Source organism: Achromobacter mucicolens (assembly GCF_029866465.1).
In the GTDB taxonomy this organism is placed as follows: Bacteria; Pseudomonadota; Gammaproteobacteria; order Burkholderiales; family Burkholderiaceae_B; genus Achromobacter; species Achromobacter mucicolens.
This window is the reverse complement of the sequence record NZ_CP123364.1, coordinates 2776668-2799378: the sequence shown is the minus strand read 5'-3', so window position 1 is coordinate 2799378 and position 22711 is coordinate 2776668. Positions and strand designations below refer to the sequence as shown.

The 22711-nt window shown below is 64.7% G+C and carries 18 protein-coding genes; 9 read left to right on the top strand and 9 right to left on the bottom strand.

Going from position 1 to position 22711, the window contains the following annotated elements:
• The first annotated feature begins 352 nt into the window (after nt 1-352).
• Nucleotides 353-2014 carry an arylsulfatase gene (locus tag QEP15_RS12790; protein WP_280148855.1) on the top strand — a complete coding sequence of 554 codons (1662 nt, stop codon included), beginning with the start codon at nt 353-355 and terminating at the stop codon, nt 2012-2014.
• 119 nt (nt 2015-2133) lie between these two features.
• A complete protein-coding gene (locus QEP15_RS12785) occupies nt 2134-3069 on the top strand; it encodes an SMP-30/gluconolactonase/LRE family protein (RefSeq protein WP_280148854.1) in 936 nt (311 codons plus the stop codon).
• A gap of 7 nt (nt 3070-3076) precedes the next feature.
• Here QEP15_RS12785 and QEP15_RS12780 read toward each other — a convergent pair whose 3' ends face one another.
• Together QEP15_RS12780 and QEP15_RS12775 are read right to left on the bottom strand one after the other, a co-directional pair.
• On the bottom strand, nt 3077-3562 hold the full coding sequence (locus QEP15_RS12780) for a DUF6644 family protein (RefSeq protein ID WP_175155480.1): 486 nt from the start codon (nt 3560-3562) through the stop codon (nt 3077-3079).
• A gap of 13 nt (nt 3563-3575) precedes the next feature.
• Nucleotides 3576-3962 (bottom strand): DUF6152 family protein, encoded by a 387-nt coding sequence (locus QEP15_RS12775; RefSeq protein WP_128830281.1) that lies wholly within the window; start codon nt 3960-3962, stop codon nt 3576-3578.
• Between the two features lie 537 nt (nt 3963-4499).
• On the opposite strand from QEP15_RS12775, the gene QEP15_RS12770 reads away from it, so the two are divergent.
• The 3 genes from QEP15_RS12770 (at nt 4500) to QEP15_RS12760 (ending at nt 7312) form a co-directional block, all read left to right on the top strand.
• Nucleotides 4500-5849: an APC family permease gene (locus QEP15_RS12770; protein WP_280148853.1), complete on the top strand. Its 1350-nt coding sequence runs from the start codon at nt 4500-4502 to the stop codon at nt 5847-5849.
• A 42-nt stretch (nt 5850-5891) separates the two neighbouring features.
• Entirely contained in the window at nt 5892-6764 is an 873-nt protein-coding gene (locus QEP15_RS12765; protein WP_217617990.1) for a methyltransferase domain-containing protein, read from the top strand.
• Between the two features lie 83 nt (nt 6765-6847).
• Nucleotides 6848-7312 (top strand): Rrf2 family transcriptional regulator, encoded by a 465-nt coding sequence (locus QEP15_RS12760; RefSeq protein ID WP_280148852.1) that lies wholly within the window; start codon nt 6848-6850, stop codon nt 7310-7312.
• A gap of 6 nt (nt 7313-7318) precedes the next feature.
• On the opposite strand, the gene QEP15_RS12755 is transcribed toward QEP15_RS12760, so the two are convergent.
• The 7 genes from QEP15_RS12755 to QEP15_RS12725 form a co-directional block, all read right to left on the bottom strand.
• Nucleotides 7319-8626, bottom strand: coding sequence for a type II toxin-antitoxin system HipA family toxin (locus QEP15_RS12755; RefSeq protein ID WP_227741226.1), 1308 nt, complete (start codon nt 8624-8626; stop codon nt 7319-7321).
• A gap of 16 nt (nt 8627-8642) precedes the next feature.
• A complete protein-coding gene (locus QEP15_RS12750) occupies nt 8643-8987 on the bottom strand; it encodes a helix-turn-helix domain-containing protein (protein WP_152384453.1) in 345 nt (114 codons plus the stop codon).
• A gap of 123 nt (nt 8988-9110) precedes the next feature.
• Nucleotides 9111-10064 (bottom strand): S66 peptidase family protein, encoded by a 954-nt coding sequence (locus QEP15_RS12745; RefSeq protein WP_175155668.1) that lies wholly within the window; start codon nt 10062-10064, stop codon nt 9111-9113.
• 245 nt (nt 10065-10309) lie between these two features.
• Nucleotides 10310-11017 carry an RNA pseudouridine synthase gene (locus tag QEP15_RS12740; protein ID WP_142056222.1) on the bottom strand — a complete coding sequence of 236 codons (708 nt, stop codon included), beginning with the start codon at nt 11015-11017 and terminating at the stop codon, nt 10310-10312.
• Between the two features lie 710 nt (nt 11018-11727).
• Nucleotides 11728-12804 (bottom strand): AI-2E family transporter YdiK, encoded by a 1077-nt coding sequence (gene ydiK, locus QEP15_RS12735; RefSeq protein ID WP_280148907.1) that lies wholly within the window; start codon nt 12802-12804, stop codon nt 11728-11730.
• 183 nt (nt 12805-12987) lie between these two features.
• Nucleotides 12988-13344: a hypothetical protein gene (locus QEP15_RS12730; RefSeq protein ID WP_152384452.1), complete on the bottom strand. Its 357-nt coding sequence runs from the start codon at nt 13342-13344 to the stop codon at nt 12988-12990.
• Between the two features lie 112 nt (nt 13345-13456).
• A complete protein-coding gene (locus tag QEP15_RS12725) occupies nt 13457-14224 on the bottom strand; it encodes a hypothetical protein (RefSeq protein ID WP_152384451.1) in 768 nt (255 codons plus the stop codon).
• Between the two features lie 206 nt (nt 14225-14430).
• Here QEP15_RS12725 and QEP15_RS12720 point away from each other — a divergent pair, with 206 nt between their 5' ends.
• Genes QEP15_RS12720 through QEP15_RS12705 form a run of 4 tightly spaced genes read left to right on the top strand, consistent with a single transcriptional unit; the run spans nt 14431 to nt 22686 of the window.
• Nucleotides 14431-17202, top strand: coding sequence for an ATP-binding protein (locus QEP15_RS12720; protein ID WP_280148851.1), 2772 nt, complete (start codon nt 14431-14433; stop codon nt 17200-17202).
• Nucleotides 17199-18416 (top strand): EAL domain-containing response regulator, encoded by a 1218-nt coding sequence (locus QEP15_RS12715; protein ID WP_280148850.1) that lies wholly within the window; start codon nt 17199-17201, stop codon nt 18414-18416. Before QEP15_RS12720 ends, QEP15_RS12715 begins: the two co-directional genes overlap by 4 nt.
• Nucleotides 18417-18424: 8 nt before the next feature.
• Nucleotides 18425-21694: a hybrid sensor histidine kinase/response regulator gene (locus QEP15_RS12710; RefSeq protein WP_217617994.1), complete on the top strand. Its 3270-nt coding sequence runs from the start codon at nt 18425-18427 to the stop codon at nt 21692-21694.
• A 35-nt stretch (nt 21695-21729) separates the two neighbouring features.
• Complete coding sequence (locus QEP15_RS12705) at nt 21730-22686, top strand: response regulator (protein ID WP_227741224.1); 957 nt, start codon at nt 21730-21732, stop codon at nt 22684-22686.
• Nucleotides 22687-22711: the final 25 nt, after the last annotated feature.

Sequence of the window (22711 nt, the reverse complement as noted above, 5' to 3'; positions counted from 1 at the left end):
CACCGCGATGCGCCCGCCGCGCGCTTGCCCACGCGCGCCGGGACGCAATAACGATACGGGCTACGTGCCTCGTCTGGCAACGCTGCGGCGCAGCCGCCGGCCGTGCCCGCCACGCCAGATCCGAAGGAGTGGTGCGCGCGCGCTGGTCCGCGCGGATCAGCGGCGCGGCATTCTGCGCGCGCGGCCAAGAATTCCGTTGACATCCGTGGACGTAGGATGAAAATTATTGCGGTTCAGCCATGCGAATCGCGCATCCCGGCATGAACGCTCCCCCCAAGTACGTAGGCCAATGTGAACCGCACGGTTTGCAGCGTCGTGCGGTTGGTTTCACTCTCAAACAGCGGAGTTGAAAATGGCGACCAAACGAACTTTCACTTGCGGTGCCGCAGCGCTTTTCCTGGCCAGCGCGGCACTTTGCGCACCGGCTGTCGCGCAGGACCCGCGCAAACCCAACATCATCCTTCTCGTGTCGGACGACACCGGACTTGGCGATCTCGGTCCGTATGGCGGCGGCATCGGGCGCGGCATTCCGACGCCCAACATCGACCGGCTGTCGAGCGAAGGAATGACCTTCTTTTCGTTCTATGCGCAGCCCAGTTGCACCCCCGGCCGCGCGGCCATGCAGACCGGCCGCATTCCCAACCGCAGCGGCATGACGACCGTGGCGTTCCAAGGCCAGGGCGGCGGTTTGCCCGCAGCGGAGTGGACGCTGGGATCGGTGCTCAAGACCGCGGGCTACAAGACGTTCTTCACCGGCAAGTGGCACCTGGGCGAAGCCGACTATGCCCTGCCCAACGCGCAGGGCTATGACGAGATGAAGTACGCCGGCCTCTATCACTTGAATGCCTACACCTACGCCGATCCCACCTGGTTTCCTGACATGCCCGCCGACGTGCGGGAAATGTTCCAGCGGGTCACCAAGGGTGCGCTGTCCGGCAACGCGGGAGAGAAAGCGCGCGAGGAATTCAAGATCAACGGCCAGTACGTCGACACGCCCATGGTGAACGGCCGTGAAGGCGTCGTCGGGATTCCGTTCTTCGACCGCTACGTGGAGAAGGCATCGCTCGACTACCTGGAGCGCAACGCCAAGTCCGAGCAGCCGTTCTTCATGAGCATCAACTTCATGAAGGTGCACCAGCCCAACATGCCGGATCCGGACTACATCCACAAGTCGCTGTCCAAGAGCAAGTACGCGGACTCGGTTGTGGAGCTGGATTCTCGCATCGGCCGCATCATGGACAAGATCCGCGAGCTGGGCTTGGACAAGAACACGCTGGTGTTCTACACGACGGACAACGGCGCCTGGCAGGATGTCTATCCCGACGCGGGCTACACGCCGCTGCGCGGCACCAAGGGCACGGTGCGGGAAGGCGGCAACCGGGTGCCAGCCATCGCCTGGATGCCGGGCAAGATCGCGGCGGGCGTCAAGGATCACAGCCTGGTGGGCGGCCTGGACCTGATGGCAACCTTTGCCGCGGTGGCGGGCGTGAAACTGCCCACGAATGACCGCGAGGACAAGCCGATCATCTTCGACAGCTACGACATGTCGCCCGTGCTCTTCGGCACCGGAAAGTGCGATCGCAAGGCGTGGTTCTATTTCACGGAAAACGAACTGTCGCCGGGCGCCGTGCGCGTGGCCAACTACAAGGCGGTGTTCAACCTGCGCGGCGACGACGGCGCGGTGACCGGCGGACTGGCCGTGGACACGAACCTGGGCTGGAAAGGCGCCGAGTCCTACGTCGCGACGGTGCCCCAGGTATTCGATTTGTGGGCCGATCCGCAGGAGCGCTACGACATTTTCATGAGCAACGTCACCGAACGGACGTGGACGATGGTCATGATCAACGACGCCGTTGCCCCGCTGATGAAGACCTACATCGACTATCCGCCCCGCAAGATGCAGAGCGAAGGCTATACCGGTCCGCTGACGCTGTCGGCCTACGAGCGGTTCCAATACATGCGCGAAAGCCTGGCCAAGGACGGCTTCACCCTGTCATTGCCCAGCGGAAACTGACGCCCGGCGCGTCCCGCGCTCGGACGATGGGCAGTCCAGGCAGGCGGCTTGCTGCTGACGATGGATGGGCACGGCGGCGCCACCCCGGCAAGCTGCCGCCTGCCTGAACAGGAGGCTATATGTGGGAACCCACCGAGCGCTATCCCGATCCGGCCATTGAGGTCCTGGATCCCCGATTCCAGACGATCCGGCTCACCAACGCCGGCGTCGAACGATTGGCGACCGGCATCCGGTACGGCGAAGGCCCGGTGTGGTTCGGTGACGCGAGGTGCCTGGTCTGGAGCGACATCCCCAATAACCGCCTGATGCGCTGGGACGAGGAAACGGGCGCCGTATCGGTACACCGCAAGCCCTCCGGCTACATCAATGGCAACACGCGTGACCGTCAAGGCCGGCTGGTCAGCTGCGAACATGGCGGTCGACGCGTGGTCCGCACCGAATACGATGGCTCGCTGACCGTGCTGGCCGACCGTTTCGAGGGCAAGCGCTTGAACGCGCCGAACGACGTTGTCGTGCACAGCGATGGGTCGGTCTGGTTCTCCGACCCACTATTCGGGATTCTCTCCAACTACGAAGGCTTTCAGGCGCAACCCGAGCTGCCGACGCATGTTTACCGTCTGGAGCCGGACTCCGGCCGGCTGGACGCCGTGGTAAGCAGCATCCACAACCCTAACGGCTTGTGTTTTTCTCCGGACGAGCGACTGCTGTATGTCGTGGACAACGGTTCGACGCCGAATCGCATCCTGGTGTACGCGGTGGGACAGGACGGGTCGCTGGACGACGGCCGCACCTTTGTCGAGGCAAGCACCGACGCGATTCCCGACGGCATACGCTGTGACACCGACGGCAATGTCTGGGCGGGCTGGGGCCCGGGCCCGGCGTTGAGCGGGGTGATGGTATTTGCGCCCGACGCCACGGCTATCGGCCGCGTCGCCCTGCCCGATCGGTGCGCCAACCTGTGTTTTGGCGGGGCGCGCCGCAACCGGCTGTTCATGGTCACCGGGCAGTGTCTCTTCGCGCTGTATGTGAATGCGCAGGGGGTCGGATACTGCTGACGCCGGCCTACAGAAAGCCGATCCAGCGCCCCGCCACCAGGCAGCCCAGCCACAGCACCAGAGAGGCCGCCGCCTGAATGCGCAGCGCGGGTGACGGCGGGCTTCCATTTGCCACGCTTGCCCAAGCCCTGCCCCGATTCACCAGCCAGGCGTTGACCGCGCCCGCCGCCAGCAAGCCCATCTTGGTCAGGAATGCCGGGTTGTACAGGTAGTCGAGCGGCCGCACCGAAAACAGCAGCGCCCCCGTCAACACCGCCAATGCCAAGCCCGTTGCGGCCGTGCGCGCCAAGACGGGCGCCAGGACGGCCAGCGCACCCGGCTTGAGTACGCCGAGCAGGCGCAGATCCAGCGGAATGATCGAACCGATCAGTAGACCCATGGCGACGATATGGGCGGCGTTGACGAGCAGATAGAGAACGCCGGACCGGCGCAGCCACAGCGCTGGCGGCACGGATTGAAGCTGTTCAAGCGCAAGTCGCAGCAGGTCAGGCATCCACGGCCCGCGGTCAGGGCTTCTTGATGCGGCTGGGATAGATATCGTAGGTCTTGCCGCCAACGGTCACCTGGACCGCCTTCATGCGCTTGGCGGCGGCGTCCTGGTCTCGGTTGCCGACGGCGGTGATGGCGTCTCCAGGTTTGGCGGAGCCTTCCACGAAACCGGCTTCCTTCGTCTGATTCGGATTGCCAAGCTCGACGGTCCAGACGCCATCCTTGGCCCGCACCTTGAGCGAGGGATGCGGTGGCGCGATCTGCACCTGCTCGACCGTGCCCTGCAGCGTCATCTGTTCGGATTCGGCCCACGACCAGCCGTGATGCGCCAAGGCCGATGGGGCAGCGCCGGTCATGGCGGACAGCGCCAAGGCGGCAAATAACGCGTGTCGGGAAAGCTTCATGTCGATGCTCCTGTGGTTGCGGTGGCATGCCATTCCCCGCGCCGCGACGCAGGGTTGAGCGCACGAAAAAGCAGGATAGCAGCGCGTTTCCAACGTGCGGGGGAATTTATTGAACGCGCGCGGACAGAAAAACGTCGGCAGTACTTAAGAAATTACTTTAGATATTTAACTTCAACTATGAATTTTTAATCGGATGTATTTTCCTTAAACATCAATAGTTTGGACACCGAATATAAGACATTGCATGAATTTCGAAATCTGCTGATCTCGGTTTTTGGATGACGCCAGGACCCAGGAAAACCCTGCGGAACTTTCCGCCGCCGGTCACGGTCGCTTTATGTTCAGGCAATTGTCAGCATATGCCGACATTTGCCCTGAGCATCCGTCCGCGTGTCCACCCCGGGAGAATTGCATGTCCTCGCTCCGCTCGCGTTTGCCCGCGAATTTGTCCAAGACTCTCACCACGCGCCCCCCGGATTTCCCGCTTGTTCCCCGCCTGCCGATACGCGCCAATCCATGTCTGCGGCGCGCTCTCCCATGAGCGCCGTCCCTGATACGGTAAACGGCCGCGCGCCCACTGGCCTGTCGGTCATGGACGCGACCGTGGTGCTTGTCGGTGTGGTCATCGGGATCGGCATCTTCGGTTTTCCCCCTCTGGTCGCGCAGCACGCGCATTCGGAAGCGGTGTATATCGGCCTCTGGTGCGCGGGCGGACTCGTCATGCTGGTCGGGGCGCTTTGCTACGCGGAACTCGGCTCGGCGTATCCCGGCGCGGGCGGCGAATACCTTTATCTGACCCGCGCTTGGGGACGGCGCGTCGGGCTGATGTTCGCCTGGGCGCGATGCTCCGTCATCCAGACCGGCGCAATCGCAGTTGTGGCATTCATCTACGGGGATTACGCGCAGCGGCTTCTGCCCCTGGGATCCCTGGGCCCTGCTGTGCACGCCGCCATCTCCGTCGTCGTTCTGACGGGCCTGAACATGATCGGCACGCGTTATTCCAAACGGCTGCAGTGGGTTTTCACGGTGCTGACCCTGATTGCGCTGGCCGCGGTGCTGATCGCCAGCCTGACCGCGTCGGGCGGCGAGTCTGTCACTGCTGCTTCACCGGCCCCGCTGTCGGGCAATACCGCCGGGCTGCTCGGCATGGGGATGGTCTTCGTGCTGCTGACCTACGGCGGCTGGAACGAGGCCGCGTATCTCAGCGGCGAACTGCGCGATCCCGGGCGCAACATGAGCCGGGTGCTGCTCATCGGCACGGCGGTGGTCACCGCCGCCTACGTGCTGACCAACATCGCGCTGCTTGAGATCTTCGGGCTACAGGGACTGCGGGACACGCCCGCCCTGGGTGCCGAGGTCATGCAGCTGGCCGCAGGACCCTATGCGGCGGCGCTGCTCAGCCTGACCATCTGCGCCACGGCGCTCAGCACCATCAACGGCACCATCATTACCGGCGCGCGGGTGTACTACGCGCTGGGCCGCGACGTGCCCCGGCTGCAGGCACTGGCGGGCTGGAGCGCGCGCAACGAGACGCCTGTCAGCGCGCTAGTCGTTCAAGGCGTGATCACCCTTGCGCTGGTGGCGCTGGGCGCGTTCAGCCAGAACAGCGTGCAGACCATGGTGGCCTACACGGCGCCGGTGTTCTGGCTTTTCATGATGCTGGTCGCCGCCTCCGTCTGGCGCCTGCGCCGCCTGGACCCGGACCGCCCTCGTCCTTTTCGCGTTCCGCTCTTTCCGCTGCCCCCCTTGCTGCTGGCGCTGACTTGCGCCGGACTGGTGGTGTCCAGCGCCATGTATGCCGGCGCGGGCGCCCTGATCGGGCTGGCGGTGCTAGCGGCCGGCGCGCCACTGCTGCGCCTGCTCAAGCCCGCCCAGGCCGCAAGCTGACTGGCTCTTCCCCTATCCTCCACCGTCCAAGGAACCTTCACCATGCCACGCTCCCTCGACCATTCGAAAACCGCGTCCCAGGTATTCACCCCGCGCCTGCGCCTTGCGATGCTGGCCTCGGCGATGGCGTTCACGCTGCTGAGCGCGGGCGCCGCCATAGCGCAGACTGCCACTGCGCCCGCCAAGGCCGGCGTCCAGAAAGCCTACGTGCCCGACGTCGGCCAGGAAGGCAAGGACGTCATTTGGGTCCCTACCCCGCAGACCCTGGTGGACAAGATGCTGGACATTGCCAAGGTCACACCCAAGGACCGGCTGATGGACCTGGGCTCGGGCGACGGTCGCACGGTCATCACGGCCGCACAGCGCGGGCTGACCGCGCAAGGCATCGAATACAACCCCGACCTGGTCGAGCTGTCGCGCCAAAATGCCCAGCGCGCGGGCGTGGCCGACCGCGCCACGTTCGTGGCGCAAGACCTTTTCACCACAGATCTGTCCAAGGCCGATGTGATCACGATGTTCCTGCTCTCGACCATCAACGAGAAGCTGCGGCCCAAACTACTGGAGCTGCCAGCCGGCACGCGCGTGGTGTCAAACACCTTCCGCATGGGCGACTGGGAGCCGGATGCCTCGGAAACCGTTACCGATAACTGCCAGACCTATTGCACGGCGCTCCTGTGGATCGTGCCGGCCAAGGTGCAGGGCAAATGGGATCTGGGCGGGCAGACGCTGCAGCTTGACCAGCACTACCAGATGCTCTCGGGCAAGCTGGGGTCCGTGCCGATCTCCGACGCCCGGATGGACGGCAAGTCGATCACCTTCACCGCCAATGGCGTGCGCTACGCGGGCGAGGTAAACGGCCGCAGCATGAGCGGAAGCGCGGCCGGCAAGGGGGAATGGCAGGCCAAGCGGATCTGATCGATGCCCTTGCCGCGGGGCGCGGCCTTTCGAATGCCGCGTCGCGTTGACCATGGCTGCCGTCATGCAATAGCATCTGTTGCATGAGAAGAGACAGCAAGCTTTCCGGCGTACTGCACGTTCTGCTGCATATGGCCGAGCGCACCGGTCCCATGACCTCCGATGACCTGGGCCGCGTCATGCAGACCAATCCTGTCGTCATCCGCCGCATCATGGGCGGCCTGCGGCAGCAGGGCCTGGTCCGATCCGAAAAAGGTCATGGCGGCGGGTGGACGATTTCGTGCGATTTCAAATCGGTCACGCTGCGCGATATCTACGAAGCGCTGGGCGCGCCAGAGATCTTCGCCATGGGCAACCGCAGCGAATCGCCCGGATGCCTGGTCGAAGAGGCGGTCAATGCGTCGCTGGACGACGTGTTCGAACAGGCCCAACAGCTGCTTCTGGACCGGCTCGGCAAGGTCACGCTGGCCGAACTGAGCCGAGATTTTCACGCGCGCATGGTCGAGCGCGGTCAGGCTTACGATCCGCACGCCGTTCACGAGGTTTGAGCCGCCCTATTCCCACGGCTGGCGCCACGCCATCAATGAGGCCTCGACGTGTTCGATTTCGGCCTGCGACATGCCAGCTTCTTCGTAGAAACGCCTGCGCTCGCCGACCACGTCCCGCACGCGGTCGATGATCGACCTGGCGGCCGCTTCCGACCGGAGTCCGAAACGCCGGTACTCGGTCAGGCAATTGGCAAACGTGCTGTCGCGGCCGGCGGAGCCAATGTGAAGGTAGTGCCGCGCCGAACCTTCCTGGGTCACCACATCAAAAAGCGGCGACAGCCGGTAGGTGCGCGCATCTTCGTCTTTCAGAAATCCGACATTCTTCAGATGGTCGTCGGTGTTGTGGACCGCGACGTTCAGGATCATGCGCGCGTATAGTTCGAGCAGATCCTGCACGGGATTTGACGAGATACGGCGCGCCACGTCGGCCAGGCGCGCATAGGAATACGTGGCCTTGCCGCGCGGGCCGTCAAGCTCGCGTTTGCCGATATGCACGGACGGGCTGATGAGCGACGCGCCGCTAAGGAAGTGCCGCCGCGCGATGACCGGGTCCGCGCCCTGCCGGACCGGCAGCAGCTCGCGATCGAACCGGTGCGTCAGCAGCACGGCGCCCAGATGCGTTTGCGCCAGGCGGATCTGCGGCACGTTCAAGCCGATGGCCTTGGCCATCTGCAGGTTCGCGTATTCCACGCGCTGACGGTCGTAGGATTCGCCCTTGCGCGGAAACTTGGCAATCCACATTTCGCCCGCCTCGTCCCGCACGATCGTCTTGGGCCGCGCCCCGCCGATATCCCATGAGCTGCCCAGGATGTCGCGATACAGCCCCTTGGGCTTGATGCCCTGGTCGATGTCGGTCAGCAGGTCGGCCAACGAATCCAGCTGGCTGACTTCGGGCAGCCGATAGGTCTTGCGCATGTTGGGTGTCAATTGCCGGGCGCTGAAAAAAAGCGCCCCCACGCCCATGCCCCGCCCCTTGAGCAGCACTTCGTTCTCCGTCACGCGGGCGCCCGCGTTGTCCACGCGCATCACGTTGCGGCCCCAGGCATCCGGCGCGGCGTCAAAAATGGCGCCCAGCGTCTGGTACCGGCTTTCGGTCCGGTAGGTGGTGGCGGAGTCGGTCAGTGGCAGATTGAGCGGATCCAGCGAAAACGCCCGCGGATCGTTCACGTAGGACTGCACGTAGGTGAATTCAGCGAAGAAGTGATTCTCGTCGCTGTCATCCAGGGTCAGCACGCCAGCCAGCACGGCTTCGCCCCGGATGTCCACATAGACGAAAAGCTCGCTTTCGACAGTTTTGGTTTTCTTGGCAGGCACGATGTCGACCGCCGGATTACAGGCTGGACGGATCGGCGCGATGCGAATGCTGCGCCTTGCCGCTGCCCCGAGCGGGACGGCGCATGGCGTCAAGCCGTTTGCCCACGCCATCGAAATCCGGGTCGCCCAATGCGAACACCTGGTCGCCAAAGCCGTACAGCAACAACGCTTCAACGGCGAGCGCCAGGGAAACGCCGCCATCCCCGCGTTCCAGCCGGTTGATGGTGGCGCGCGACACGCCCATGCGGCTGGCCAGCATGGCTTCGGTTTCATTGCGGCGAAGGCGCGCGGTGCGGATGTGCGCGCCCAGGCGAGCTAAAGCCTCGGCGGCCTCGAAACTGGGTTCGATTTTCTTTTTCATGCCGCAATAATAGCGCCATGATTGGCTTTATGCACTATTAATGAGGCAATCTGTGACCAGCTGGTGATCTATTAATGGCGCATAAATATAACTTATGCGCCATTAATGAGGCATTTGAGCGCTTTAGCCAGCGGCTGCACGGATCACTGCCTGATCCAGCCGCAACCCTGCCCGTGCGGTGTCCAACGTGACGCGCGCCCCGAGCGGCAGGGTCAGGTTCGGATCGCCGTGTCCACTAGGCCAGCCAGCCAGCACCGGAATGCCTCGAGCGCCGAACTGTTCGAGTATCAGCGGATACAGCAGGCTCTGCGCCTGCGCATCGTCCAGATTCGTCCCGATGATGCGAGTGAAATTGCCCACGATCACACCTTGGACGCCGTCGAACTTGCCTGCGGCTGCAAGTTGGCTCAAGAGCCGGTCCACGCGCGGCAGCGCCTCGTTGACGTCTTCGAAAAACAGAATCGAATCGCGCGTGTCGATCTCGTGCCGGGAACCGATCAGCGCGGCAATAAGCGCCAGGTTGCCGCCCACCAGCCGCCCGCTTGCGGTGCCAGCCACCAGTTCCATGGCCCGGCTGTCCGGCGGCGGCTGGATCCACGCGCCCTCCCCGATCTGGCCGCTCAGCATCGCCAGCAGATGCGACTCGGTGGGTTCGCCCTTGCCTGCCACCAGATCCTGCGCCAGCATCGGCCCATGGAACGTGACAAAACCGGCGTGGCGCTGCATGGCCAGATGCAAGGCCGTGATGTCGCTGTAACCGATGAAGGGCTTGGGATGTTGGCGCAGCAGCCCGTAATCGAGCCTGTCCAGCAAGCGCCATGAGCCAAAACCGCCTTGCAGGCACCACACCGCGCCGATGTCCGGCGCGGCGAACGCCGCGTGCAGGTCATCCAGGCGCTGTACGTCGGTGCCCGCCAGGTATTCATACGGAGCGTCGAGCCGGGTGCGCGACGCCGGCATGATCACCGGAAAATAACCCCGGTCTTCGAGCCATTGCGCGGCAAGGTCGCTGGCGTTGGGCGCGGCGGATGCGGGCGCCACGATGGCGACCTTCGCGCCCGGCCGCAACGCCGGCACGGGGGCGGCCGAGGGTTTCGCGTGCGACGGCGGCGGCGCGGGAGGGCGGTTCAGAGCACCCGGCGAGGACGTTTTCCGGCCGCCGGCGCAGCCCGCCAGGCCAAGCCCCGACAGAAACAGGGCGCCAGCATTGAACAGCATCCGCCGGCGTCTGGCATCAAGCAGACCGGCATCCTGGTGCGAGCCGGATTCCGGACTGGGCCGGTTCAGGAGATTGGCGAACGGGGTGCTGGTCGGTCCGCGCATCAGAATCGCTCGTACTCCAGCCGGTAGCGCCATTGCCCGGCCGCAAGGCCTGCCATCGGCAAGCGCCCGATCCGCAGCCGCCGCAGGGCCAGCAGGCGCAGGCCTGCCGCTTCGCACACCGCTTCAATAAACCCGGGCATCGGCGACTTCAGCGCAAAGCGCAGATGGGTTTCGTTTTGCCAGCTCACCTTCATCGGGGTGGCCGGGCGGCCCTCATAGGCCATGCCGCGCTGCATGCGGGCCAGATCGGCCTCGCTGAGCTGGCCTTCGACCTGGGCGACGTACTCCTGCTCGACGTGTCGGCCTTCGTCCACCAGCTTGCGCGCCACCGCGAACTCCTGCGTGTACACGACCAGACCGCTTGCCGCGCGCTCAAGCGGCGTCACCAGCTTGAGTCCATTGAACATGCGCTTCAAGTAGCGCTGGCCGGAACGGTCGCCAGGCATCAGGTTCTCGGGCAGGATCAGGTCGCGTGCCGAACCAGGCTGGTCGTCAGCGTACATGCCCGCTGGCTTGTGGATCAGGATGGTGACCGGACGGCCCTCTTCCAGCTTGGCGCCGGGCAGCAGGCTGACCGTCTGCGAGGCCGTGACCCGCAAACCGGGCTCTTCCTGCACCTTGCCGTTGACCGTGACCCAGCCTCCTTCGATGTAGCGCTCGGCATCTGCGCGTGAACACGGCAGCTCCGTGGCCAGCCGCTTGGCCAGCCGCTCGGAGTTCGCGGCAGCGGGGGCTTGGGCGGGACGCTGGCCACGCGATGGCCTCGCGCTGGCTTGAGGCGAACGATCTTTAGGCGCACGATCTTTAGGCGTGCGATCTTGGGGCGAACGACCTTGAGGTGCACGATCCGGTCGGCTGCCTTGCCGGCTATCCGCGCCGCCGGTGCCGGGCTTTGCGGCGCGGCGCTTCATCCCTGGCTCGACCGGCAGTTGCGCTCTGCCGGTCCCGCCGCTTGGGGCAGAACGAGCCGGCTTGGCCGGCGGGCTGGCGCGGCCGGTTGTGCCGGTTGTGGCAGGACGGGCCGATGCGTTGCTTGCGGAACGCGCTGGCCGCGTTGACGCCGCCGGACGGGCGGGCCGATCGGCGGCACGTTTCACGCCGGATTTGGCCTCGCTGGGGCTTGGGACGGAAGGCTCGCGGCGGGGTGTTCCCGCCGCGGGGGCGGAAGGCCCGGACCTGGGCGGACGAGCACTGCGGGTTCCCGTGGCGCGCTTGGCCGGACGGGACGACAGGCTGAGCGTGCCGGGTTTGGTGGGACGCAAGGTGCTGCTCATCGTCCCTCCTCCTGGCACAGCGGATTGAAGCGGTAAAGGAATGGGTCAGAAGCGCCTTTGGGCGCCGCGATCAGAAGCTTGGTCATCGGTATTGCCGGGTATTGCGAAAAGCGGGCCACATGGCCCGCACCTTGAGACGGATGTTACGCCCTTTTCTGCCCAAGGCCCTCGGGCGGCTCCGGCTCCAAGTCTGCCGTCCGCGCACCGGCCTGCACCGGCGGCGGCACCTCGTCGATCCAGGCCTTCAACAGCGTCGACGTCACCGCCAGGATGACCGGGCCAATGAACAACCCGACGATGCCGAAGGCGAACATGCCCCCCAGCACGCCGGACAGGATGAGCAGCATCGACAGATTCACGCCGCGCTTGATGAGCAGCGGACGCAGCAGGTTGTCCAAGGTGCCCACCACGATGGCCCAGACCAGCAGCACGGCGGCAGCCAGCTTCATGTCGTTCTGGAACAGCCAGGCGACGCCGCCCAGCATGGGCAGGAAAGGTCCCAGTTGGGCCAGGCACAGCATCACCATGAGGGCAGTCAGAATGCCAGCCGCCGGCACCCCGGCAATCCACAGGCCAATGCCGCCCAGCGCCGATTGCACCACCGCCGTGACCACGATGCCCAGCGCCACCGCGCGGATCGCGGACGCGGCCAGCTTGATCGCCGCCACGCCACGCGGGCCGGCCAGCCGGTTGGAAAACCGCAGCGCAAAGTCCGCTGCGGCATCGCCCTTGCTGTACAGAATGCCGGCGATGATCACCGTGATCAGCATGTGCATCACGAACACGCCGACGATCGCCGCGTGACCCAGCAACCAGTGCGCCGCGGTGGTCAGGTAAGGTTCGATACGCGCCAGCAAGCCGCCGGCGCCGGCGTCGGAAAGCACCTGCCACTCCTGAGCGATCCGCGGGCCCGCCAGCGGAATGCCACGTACCCACGACGGAGGCGCCAGCAACGCATAATCGGGCAGGCGCTTGACCGCCGCCATGATGGTGCCGCCGTGCAGCGCCAGCGTCGAAATCGCCTGGTACAACGGCAGCACGATCACGAACAGCAGGATGAGAAGCATCGCCACCGTTGCCAGCCAGCGCCGGCCGCCGCAATGCCGCTGGATGGAGAGCAGCACCGGCCAAGTAGCGACCACGATGGTCGTGGCCCAGATGAGGCCCGGCAGGAAGGGCCTAAGGACGTACAGGCTGCCGATCATCAAAGCCAGCAGCATGACGATGACGAGCAGGATGCGGGCTATGTCGACGGACTGGCGTGGTATCACCCGAACCTCCTGGCAAGGCTGTCGCCCCGGTTGCGGTGGATGAGGACCGGCGGCGCCCGTCCGTGCCAGCCAACGCGCTGAATCGAATGTATTCGAAAACGCGCAGAATCTGAATGGAAACGTGGGTAGACGCTACGAGGCCCCTAGCATCGCGCGAAACCGGCTGCGGATTGCGCCGGAGTATGCCCAGCACCAGACCGCGAGGGCCAGCATCGCCACCGTGAAATAGGCGCGAGCGCCCTCGGGTACGGGATTCAGTTGCGACAGCGTGGGGAATGGCTCGAAGCCGATGAAGTCGGTGGCGGCCAGGGTGCTGAAGATAAGCGCCAGCACGGGTCCGGTAAACCGGGGGCGCTCTCCCCGTGTGTCGGGAGCGGCAAGAAAGCACCAATGAATCCAGCGCGCGAACTGGATGGCCACGGCAACCAGGGGAATGAGTAGCGCAAGCTGTAGCACCAGCAGCGCCAGAATGACTTGAGTGGGAAGCATGCGCGGATTTTATCGGATCCGCCGTGGGCTTGAGACCGGATCCGTCTGGGGCTTGAGAACGGATCCGCGGGGTATGAATCCCCCTGCTCTAGGGCAGAACCATGGGGCGCGACTATGTCCCTAATTGAAATTCGCGCCAGTTGGAACCGGCGCTGGTCAGCCAATCCTGCACGTACTGCAGGCTTAGCGCGATGGACAGCGCCTCTCCCTGGAACAGCACGTCGGGCTGCGCGCGCAGCCAGTTGAAGTCTTCGATTCTGCGGATGTCCTGCGCCAGGACCTTCAGGCCTTGGCGGGACGCTTGCCCAAGCAGGCTGAAGAAGCGCTCTTGCAGAGGACGGCGGGTGCAGATGCCTTCGGGAATGCCGACGCGCAGCCCCGTGGCGCGAAGCGTGCCGAACGATGCTTGCGCCGACGGCAGCAAACGCACGCGCAGCGCGGGCCGCAATTCCTGGTAACCGTGAAAAAGCGTGGCGCCGTGCGCCAGGCGGTCGCTAAGGGGAACGTTGTATGTGACTTTGCCGCAGGGGTAGATCGGCAGGCTGGGATGCGATTCTTGTGGGGTTTCGCGCAGTTGATCGCCCGCGACGGCACCAATGCGCAGGTCTTCGCATAGCTGGCGGGGCAGCAGAATGTCAGAGTTGACGTTCAGCGGATGGTCGATCGACAGTGGCGCCATGCAGCCTGCAGCCCGGAAGACCCGACCTGCGCGGCGCAGGGCGTCGGCCGAGGCGGCGTTGGCAAGCAGCGCGGGACCGTGCCAGCTTTGGCCGCCGACCAGCGCCATTTCGCGAACGACGCCTTTGGCGTCCAGGACAGGTTGGATACGTAACGGCTCGCTGACGAGGATGGCGGATTCGGCCAGGTTGATAGCGTTCATAAGTCGATGAGTCTATGGATGGCAAATTCATAAACCAATCGAAAAAGTACGATTCAGGCGGCGAGTGCGCCCCAGGGTTGGCGTATTTTCAAAATATTCTTATATCCGCCGTCTAGCGCGATGCCTACGATGGCCGCATGCCAATCAAGGATCCAAAGACCCCCGCGCCAGACGTCCAGCCAGTCCCCCGAGCTCCCACGCTGCTCTTGCATCTCTTCGCCGCTGCGCTGCTGGCCTGCATCGCGGCGGCGGCCGTATTTCTGCTGTACTGGTCCTTTACCAGCACCGCTTCCACGTACCGCCGGCAAATGAACGCCGCCGCGTACAACGCGCAGATCTTCTTCGACCAGCGCGAGGCGCTGCTCCGGTCGCTGGCTTCCAGCCTGGTGCGCAACACCGATGCCGCGCCCGCCTCCGACACCCCAGCGCACTTCGGCAACACGGGTCAGATCAAGGTGTTTCCGCTACACGAAGCCCCAAACGTCTACGATTGGGCGTTGATCCTCACGCCCCGCGTCCTTGACGACATCGCCTTCGCACATACCCGTCTGCTGTTCACCTCCGGCCGCAACGGCCAGACCACGTACGTCGCGCCGCGCCCTGCCCGGCCCCCGGCGCACGGGCCTGCCCGCATCCCCCAGCTGGGTGCCGACGAACAAACCTGGATCGCTCGGGCGCTGGCGGCGGCCGATCCCGGCGCGGCGCACGACCGGCGCACCGCCATCACCTGGTTGAAGCCATCCACGCACAACGCCAACCCGCTCTACCTGTACACCCCCATCGACCCCAACACGCCGCGCGCCGGATGGATCGGCCTGGAACTCGGCGACCTCGACGAGGCCATCGACCTGTCCTCGCTTCGCGGGGGCAACTACATCCTGCACGACCAGCACGACGCGCCTGTCCTGCACAGCCCCGCCGACCCGCAGGTGCTGGCCGGCCTTAGCCGTTACGGCGGCCGGGAAGACGCATTCGGCTGGTGGGGGCCGGGTCTTTTGCCCCGCTTCGTCGTCCTCAGCAAGTCCGTGGGTGAAGCGGGCTGGCGGCTTGTCTACTACACGCCCATCAGCCGCATCCTGGGCGACATGGCGTTCGCCATCCAGGCAATACTTGGCGGCGCCTGTCTGCTCTTTGCTGTCGTCATTCTCGGCATCCGGCACATCCGCAAGAAACTCGTCGCCCCGGCCCTGCGGCAATACGAAGCCCTTGCCGATAGCGTCTCGCTGAATCGCAAGCTGGTCGAAGTCGCGCCCGTGGGACTGTGCCTGTTGCGCCGCGCCGATGGCAGACCGCTGCTGGCGAACGAACTTGCCAAGGACTGGCTGCTGGGCGATGCCGGGCTGCTGTCCCGCCTGCTCTCAGAAAACGACTTCAGCGCCGACCGCGAATACGTCCTGAACGACGGGCGTTGCCTGTACCTGACATTCGCGCCAATCACTTATCACGCCGAGGACGTCATCCTCTGCGGCATCAACGATGTCACCGCATTCAAGCGGGTCGAGCAGTCCATCACCCAGGCCAAGCTGCACGCAGACGCCGCCAATCACGCCAAGACGGTATTCCTGACCACCATGAGCCACGAGATCCGAACGCCCCTGTTCGGTATTCTCGGCACCCTCGAACTGCTGGGCCTGACCGCCATGGACAGACAGCAGCAGCAATACCTGGAAACCATGCAGCAGTCCTCGGCAAGCCTGCTGAGCTCCATCAACGACACGCTCGACCTGTCGCGCATCGAGGCCGGCTACCTGACGCTCGAAACCGCGGAATTCTCGCCCGTTCAGATGCTGGACAGCGTCATCGGCACCTACGGGGCGCGCGCCGAAGCCAAGGGTCTGCACCTGTATGCCCTGGCCGACGTGACATCCCCGCCGCGGGTCCTGGGCGACGCGATGCGCGTACGGCAAATCCTGAACAACCTCGTCAACAACGCCATCAAGTACACCAGTTCTGGGCAGGTGGTGTTGCGCCTTCAGACGCTCAGCCAGGACGCGCAGTGTGCGACCCTGAAGTTCCAGGTGGCCGATACCGGCATGGGCATCTCTGCAAAGCACCACGCGCGGCTCTTCGAACCCTACTTCCGCGCCGAAGGCGGACCCAACCAGAACGTGCCCGGCACCGGCCTTGGGCTAGCCATATGCCGGCGGCTGTCAGAGATGATGAACGGCACGCTCAGCGCGGTCAGCGAGCCAGGCCTGGGCACCAGCATGTCGCTCGTCCTGACCCTGCCGCGCGTCGGCGGCGCGCAACCGGAAATGGGCGTCCGGCTGGATCCCCGGCCCGTATTCGTAAGGGGCGCCAACAACGAGGTGGTCACCAATCTGTGCCAGTGGCTGCGGCATTGCGGCGCCCTGGCCATGCCGTTCAAGGACGCGCTGCATGGCCGGCGCGAAGGCAGCGTGCTGGTGGAAACATGGACCCGGGACTTCATTCCAGCAGCCTGGCGAGGAGCCCGGGTCATTGCGCACCCGCCGGGCATCAAGCCGCAGCCGGCGATCAACAGCTGGACCGCCGACAGTCATAGTCTGGCCAGCATCGTCGGCGCCGTCCGCCTTGCACAGGACAGCGCCGCCACGAAGGCGCCCCCTGCCCCCCCGGCATCCTGCGATTCGCTCGACATGCACCTGCTGGTCGTCGAGGACAACCCGGTCAGCCGGCAAATCCTTCGAGAACAGCTGGAACATCTGGGCTGCACCGTCGTCCTGGCGGCAGACGGCAACGACGCATTGGCGCTGCCCGAACTTCCCGATTTCGACGCCATCCTGACGGACCTGCAGATGCCCGAACTGGACGGCTACGCGCTCACCCGCACGCTGCGCAGCCAGGGCTACACCCGGCCGATCGTAGGCATCACCGCCAGCGCATTCACCGAAGACCTGCGGCGCAGCGCTGAAGCCGGCATGACGACCGTGCTGCTCAAGCCGCTGCCCATTTCGGCGCTGTGCAAGGCGTTGATGACCCTGAAGGAAGCCGCATGACCAAAACGCTGTCCCAGTACAGGGTCCTGATCGTGGACGACCATCCGCTGCAATGCGTCCATCTGGCAGATCAGCTGGCAGCGGCCGGATTCGGGCAGGCGGACGTGGCATCGTGTGCCGAGACCGCCCTGGCCAAGACCGAGCTGCAGGCATATCACCTGGTCCTGATCGACCTGAACATGGCCGGCATGGATGGCGTGCAATTCATAGACCGGCTCGCCAGGCAGCACCGCGCGCCCGCGCTGGCAATCGTATCGGCCTGCCTGCGGCGCCTCATCGAAAGTGTCGCCTTGATGGCACGGGAAAAGGGGCTGGACGTGCTGGGCACCTTTTGCAAGCCTTTCACCTTGCAAGACGCCAGCCAATTGGCCAGCCAACTGTGCCGGGACCGTCAGCAGTCGATGCCGGGCCGCCCCGGGACCGGGCCCGCCTCGGACCGCACTGCCCTGGAACACGCGCTGCACCACGGACAGTTGCAGGCCTGGTTTCAGCCCAAGCAGTCGCTGGCCACCGGGCGCTTCGTGGGGGCCGAGGCGCTGGCGCGATGGCTGCACCCCGAACTGGGATGCCTGTCGCCCGGCGCCTTTCTTCCCGCCATCCGCCGCCTGGGGCTGGACAAGGCGCTGCTGCGGCAAATCCTGCAAGACGCGCTGCACGGGCACTTGCAGTGGGGGCAGCAAGGCTTTCGCGTCCCGGTCTCGGTCAACCTGCCCACGCAGTTCCTGGACGACCCGGATCTACCCGACGAATTAGAAGACATGGTGTTGACCCACGGGGTGGCGCCGACGGAAGTCACATTCGAATTGCTCGAGAACGAGACAACGACGGCACAAGGCCAATACTATATGGGCGCCAGCCGGTTACGCCTGAAAGGTTTCGGGTTGGCACAAGACGACTTTGGCCGAGGTTACAGCTCCATGTACAGCCTGATTTCGACCCCGTTCACTGAACTGAAGATCGATCGCGCCTTTGTCAGCGGCGCCGCCAGCGACGAAAGCCAGGCGGCGGCCCTCAGGTCGTCCGTGCAGTTGGGCCGGCAATTGGGGCTTCAGGTCACGGCCGAGGGCGTCGAAACGGCCTCCGACCTCGAGTTCCTGCGCCAGATCGGTTGCCACTGCGCCCAAGGATTCCTCATTTCGGTCGCGGTGGACACTGACGGCTTCAGCCAGCTTCTCGCCCGAGAGCAGCGCGCCATGACTCCGCCCGCGCGGTAAGGCCGACCATGCGTAAGCCGGACACTCCGTTTGCCCGAATCACCCGCACCTCGCGCTGGTTGAACTTCGCGCTCTTCGGCATCCTTCCCTTTGCGCTGATCCTGATCGGCGCGCTCTATTGGGGTTTGAATCGCATCGTCGACCAGGAGCGTGACCGCCTGAAGCTCGATTTCTCCATCCTGGTCGGGTACATCCAGGCGCAGGAGCAATTCCTGGGCAGGCTGCGCGCGCATAACGCATCCCTTCCCGAAGAAAGCCTATCGACCACCATCAATCTGCACGCGACCGAGGTGCCGGAACGCTTCGGCATGCAGATCTTCGAAGGCCAGCACACCTATGCGGAAATGGCGTTTTCGCTGGCGTGCGAGCAGGCCACGGACTGTCCCACGGCGGGCCGGCGGCTCGCCAACCTGGGCGAATTCCTGGCCGACTTCTACTCCAGCTTCTGGGCCGCATCCTACTACCCGGCTTCCACGGTATTTCTGGTCAACCAGGCGGACAGCATCAGCATGAGCGTGCCTGCCGTGGACGCCGTGTCGGGGTATGACCGGCTGAGCGCCGCCGCATTCCTGGCGGTGACGGACGCCGTCAGGACCGAACTGCGCCGCCTGCAGACAGTGCGACAACGCCTTATCGACCAGGACCTTCCCAGCCACCGCGAACTGCCAGGCACCGGCCGCGTGCATTGGTTCCGGTCGGAAGCGCTGTCCGGCAGCATGCTGGGCATCATTTATGCCGACATGCCGCAGTCGGTCTGGTCCACGGCACAAGGCAGGACGTCGGCTGTGTACGCCACCACGCAATTCAACCACCAGCGGATCAACATCTTCGAAAAGACGCTGCGCAAGCCGCTGCATGGCGGATTTTGGCTGACCCACCGCGATGAAGGCCTGCTGCTGGGCGAGGCGCCGGGCCCGGCAGCGTCCCGGGATGGGCTCGAATACACAGCAGACGGCATCGTGCTGCGTGTCACGGATCCCTCCGGCGTGTGGACGGGCACATATCGCATCAGCTATGGCGCGTTTTTCCAGGACAACCTGTGGCTGCCGGCCATCGCGGGCCTGCTGCTCTTGCTCAGTCTTGGCGCCGGCATCGTGTCCTCGCGCTGGTACAGTCGTCATGTCATTGCGCCGGCGTCCAATGCGCAGCGCGACATCGTCGAAAAGGAAGAATTCAGCCGTACATTGATTGAAACCGCACCCGTGGCGCTGTGCGTGCTGGCGCGGCCGATGGGACAGGTGGTGTTCGGCAATAGTCTCGCGCTTCAATGGCTGGGCGCCGAGCCCGGCCGCGAACTGGACAATTCACCCAAGACCAACCTCTTTCTGCGGCAAGTCCTGGGCGCGACGGGACCGGGCACCATCGCCAGTTTCGAGGCCACGGACGGACGTCCGTTGTACGTCGCCTACGCACCCACGCGCTACAACAACCAGGACGTCGTGCTGTGCGCCTTTTCCGACATCAGCGCCCGGGCCGTGATCGAGCAGGCCCTGACGGACGCCAAGCGCGAGGCGGACAAGGCCAACGAAGCCAAATCGACTTTCCTGGCCACGATGAGCCACGAGATCCGGACGCCGCTGTATGGCGTGCTGGGCACGCTGCAGCTCATGAGCCTCACCGCGCTGGACGAAGAACAGCGGCAGCACCTGGAACGCATGCAAAGCTCGTCCGCGATCCTCTTGCAGCTCATCAGCGATGTCCTGGACATCACCAAGATCGAAGCCGGGCAGCTAGCGCTGGAGTATTCGGACTTCAACCCGCGCGAACTGGTCGAGGAATGCACCAACGCCTACGCGGCGATGGCCGAACAGAAGGGGCTGCTGCTGTTTTGCAGCGTGGACGTTGACGTGCCCGACTGGATGACCGGTGACCCCGTGCGCATCCGCCAGATCCTCAGCAACCTGCTCAGCAACGCCATCAAGTTCAGCGACTCCGGACACGTGATCGTCCGCCTGACGGTGGGTCACGTGCTGGACGGCAAGACGCATCTGCGGCTGCAAGTGGTCGACACGGGCATCGGAATCCCCAAGGAGGGCCAGGCGCAGCTGTTCGTTCCCTTCTATCAGATCGACAGCGGCTCGCACACGGTGCGCGGCGCCGGCATCGGCCTGTCGATATGCGCGCGGCTGGCCGGTCTGATGGGCACCAGCATCCGCGTCACCAGCGAACTTGGCCTGGGCAGCAGTTTTTCGCTGGATTTGCCTTTGTCAGTGGCCGCCGGCCAGGCTGCCAGCCCGCCCGACCTGAGCGGCATGAACGCATACGTTCGCAGCCCGCACCACGAACTGTCCGACAACGTCTGCCAATGGCTCAAGCGCTGGGGCGCCGCCGCGGCCCCCGTGAGCGCTCCCTTGCCCGCCGGCACGCCGGACGACATCCTGGTCGACGTGCTTTACACCGGAGGCGCCAACCTGGCGGACTGGCCCGGCCACCATGTGCTGGCCAGCGCAAGCGGCAAGCCGCCCACCGCGCGGACCGTCAAGGTGATCGCCAGCGTCGAACACATCGCCGCCGGCATGTTGGCGGCGGTTCGCGGTGAAGTCGCCTTGTCTGGGGACGCCGACAGCGGCGCGTATACCCCGCTGGGATTGTCCATTCTCGTCGCCGAAGACAACCCGATCAACCAGGCCACCCTGCAACATCAGCTGGAGCAACTGGGCTGCGAGGTCACGCTGGCGTCCGACGGCGCCGAGGCGCTGATGCTGTGGGGGCTTGCCCGCTACGACGTCGTGCTGACCGACGTGAACATGCCGCGCATGAATGGCTATGAGCTCGTCCAGGCGTTGCGGGCCCAGGGCGCCACCGTTCCCGTCATCGGCGTGACCGCCAATGCCATGCGCGAAGAAGAGGAACGATGCCTCGCGGCCGGCATGACGTCGTGGCTCGTCAAGCCCATCAGCCTTTCCACGCTTAGGCGGCATCTGCAGGGAAGCGGCGCGCAGCCGGCCGACGCGGCCGAAGCCGCAGCGCAGCCGCGCGCAACACGCCAACCCGAACCCGAGCCTGCCGTGCCGGAAAAGTACCGCGCATTGTTCATCAGCACGATGGAAGCGGACGTCACGCAGATGGTGCGGGCCCTTGAAATCAACGACCAGCGCCTGCTTGGCCGCACCTTGCACCGCATGCGAGGCGCGCTGAGCGTCATGCAGATGACGGCGATCACGGAACGGCTGGAGGCGCTGGAAGACTTGCTGCGCGGCACGGGTCTGGATGCCGTGGCGCAGGCCGAGGGTCACGCGGTGGTGCAACTGCTGCGCAACACCTTGGCGGAAATCTAGCCTTCATTCCGTCCGCTTATTGGCCTTGCGCAGGCTTGCTTTCGAAGCTTATCGATGTATCGATTGACGATCCGAAGGTAGATTCAGCGGCTTTATCTCTTTCCCCGCCCGCCTGCCTCACGCCCATTCACCCTGCAGCCCAACCGCTTCTGCTCGCCTTTTCAGTGGAGTTTGAACATAAAATGGTCACCGACGGAAGTATCGAAAATCCTGGCGCCCTTAGCCTGGTGGGGCCAGCCAAGGAACGGCTTCCCCCTGCGGCATCGCAAGCCGGACACGAGGAATCACCAGGTGCATTCGAACATCAACGCGATGGCGGGTCCATGATGAAGCTTTCGTCTGACCAGGATGTGCGAATCATCGTCGCCGACGATCATCCGATCATTTCTCTTGCGCTTGCGGATTCCCTGAACGAGGTGCCCGGTTTCACGGTCGTCGCCACCGCGCGCTCGGGACTCGAACTGGTCACTGCGGTGCAGGACCATCCCTGCCATCTCATCGTCACCGACTTTTCAATGGCCGCCCGGTCCGGTGATGAAGACGGATTGCGGCTCATCGAACGTCTGCAACGCCTGTTTCCGGAAATCCCCATCGTCGTCTTCACGATGCTGTCCAACAGCGGCATCCTGAACCAGCTTCGCCAGGTGGGCGTAACGGGCATCGTCAGCAAGGAAGAGCCCATCGACGAGCTGGTGTCGATATGCATCCGCGCGCTGACTGAAAGCGGCCCCATCCTGTCCAACAGCATCGGCCAGCGGCTCAGCCAGAATGACGTGACGATGGGACGCGCCGGCAGAACAAAAGGGCTGTCGCCCAAAGAACTTGAAGTGGTCCGAATGTTTGCGCAAGGCCTGTCCGTGACAGAGATCGCAAAGCGCCTTCACCGGTCGGTAGCCACCATCGGCACGCAAAAGCAATCGGCCATGCGCAAGCTGAACATCGAAACCAACGCCGAACTGCTCAGGTACGCGGACGAACAAGGGTTCTCTTGATGGGGTCGCCCCAAGCGGTGCGCCA

Bases quoted from the DNA above. Each gene is read 5' to 3' on its own strand.
- QEP15_RS12725 (WP_152384451.1), bottom strand. From the start codon at position 14,224: ATGAACGCTATCAACCTGGCCGAATCCGCCATCCTCGTCAGCGAGCCG.
- ydiK (WP_280148907.1), bottom strand. From the start codon at position 12,804: ATGCTGCTGGCTTTGATGATCGGCAGCCTGTACGTCCTTAGGCCCTTC.
- QEP15_RS12710 (WP_217617994.1), top strand. From the start codon at position 18,425: ATGCGTAAGCCGGACACTCCGTTTGCCCGAATCACCCGCACCTCGCGC.
- QEP15_RS12760 (WP_280148852.1), top strand. From the start codon at position 6,848: ATGAGAAGAGACAGCAAGCTTTCCGGCGTACTGCACGTTCTGCTGCAT.
- QEP15_RS12750 (WP_152384453.1), bottom strand. From the start codon at position 8,987: ATGAAAAAGAAAATCGAACCCAGTTTCGAGGCCGCCGAGGCTTTAGCT.
- QEP15_RS12780 (WP_175155480.1), bottom strand. From the start codon at position 3,562: ATGCCTGACCTGCTGCGACTTGCGCTTGAACAGCTTCAATCCGTGCCG.
- QEP15_RS12730 (WP_152384452.1), bottom strand. From the start codon at position 13,344: ATGCTTCCCACTCAAGTCATTCTGGCGCTGCTGGTGCTACAGCTTGCG.
- QEP15_RS12790 (WP_280148855.1), top strand. From the start codon at position 353: ATGGCGACCAAACGAACTTTCACTTGCGGTGCCGCAGCGCTTTTCCTG.
- QEP15_RS12770 (WP_280148853.1), top strand. From the start codon at position 4,500: ATGAGCGCCGTCCCTGATACGGTAAACGGCCGCGCGCCCACTGGCCTG.
- QEP15_RS12775 (WP_128830281.1), bottom strand. From the start codon at position 3,962: ATGAAGCTTTCCCGACACGCGTTATTTGCCGCCTTGGCGCTGTCCGCC.
- QEP15_RS12765 (WP_217617990.1), top strand. From the start codon at position 5,892: ATGCCACGCTCCCTCGACCATTCGAAAACCGCGTCCCAGGTATTCACC.
- QEP15_RS12785 (WP_280148854.1), top strand. From the start codon at position 2,134: ATGTGGGAACCCACCGAGCGCTATCCCGATCCGGCCATTGAGGTCCTG.
- QEP15_RS12715 (WP_280148850.1), top strand. From the start codon at position 17,199: ATGACCAAAACGCTGTCCCAGTACAGGGTCCTGATCGTGGACGACCAT.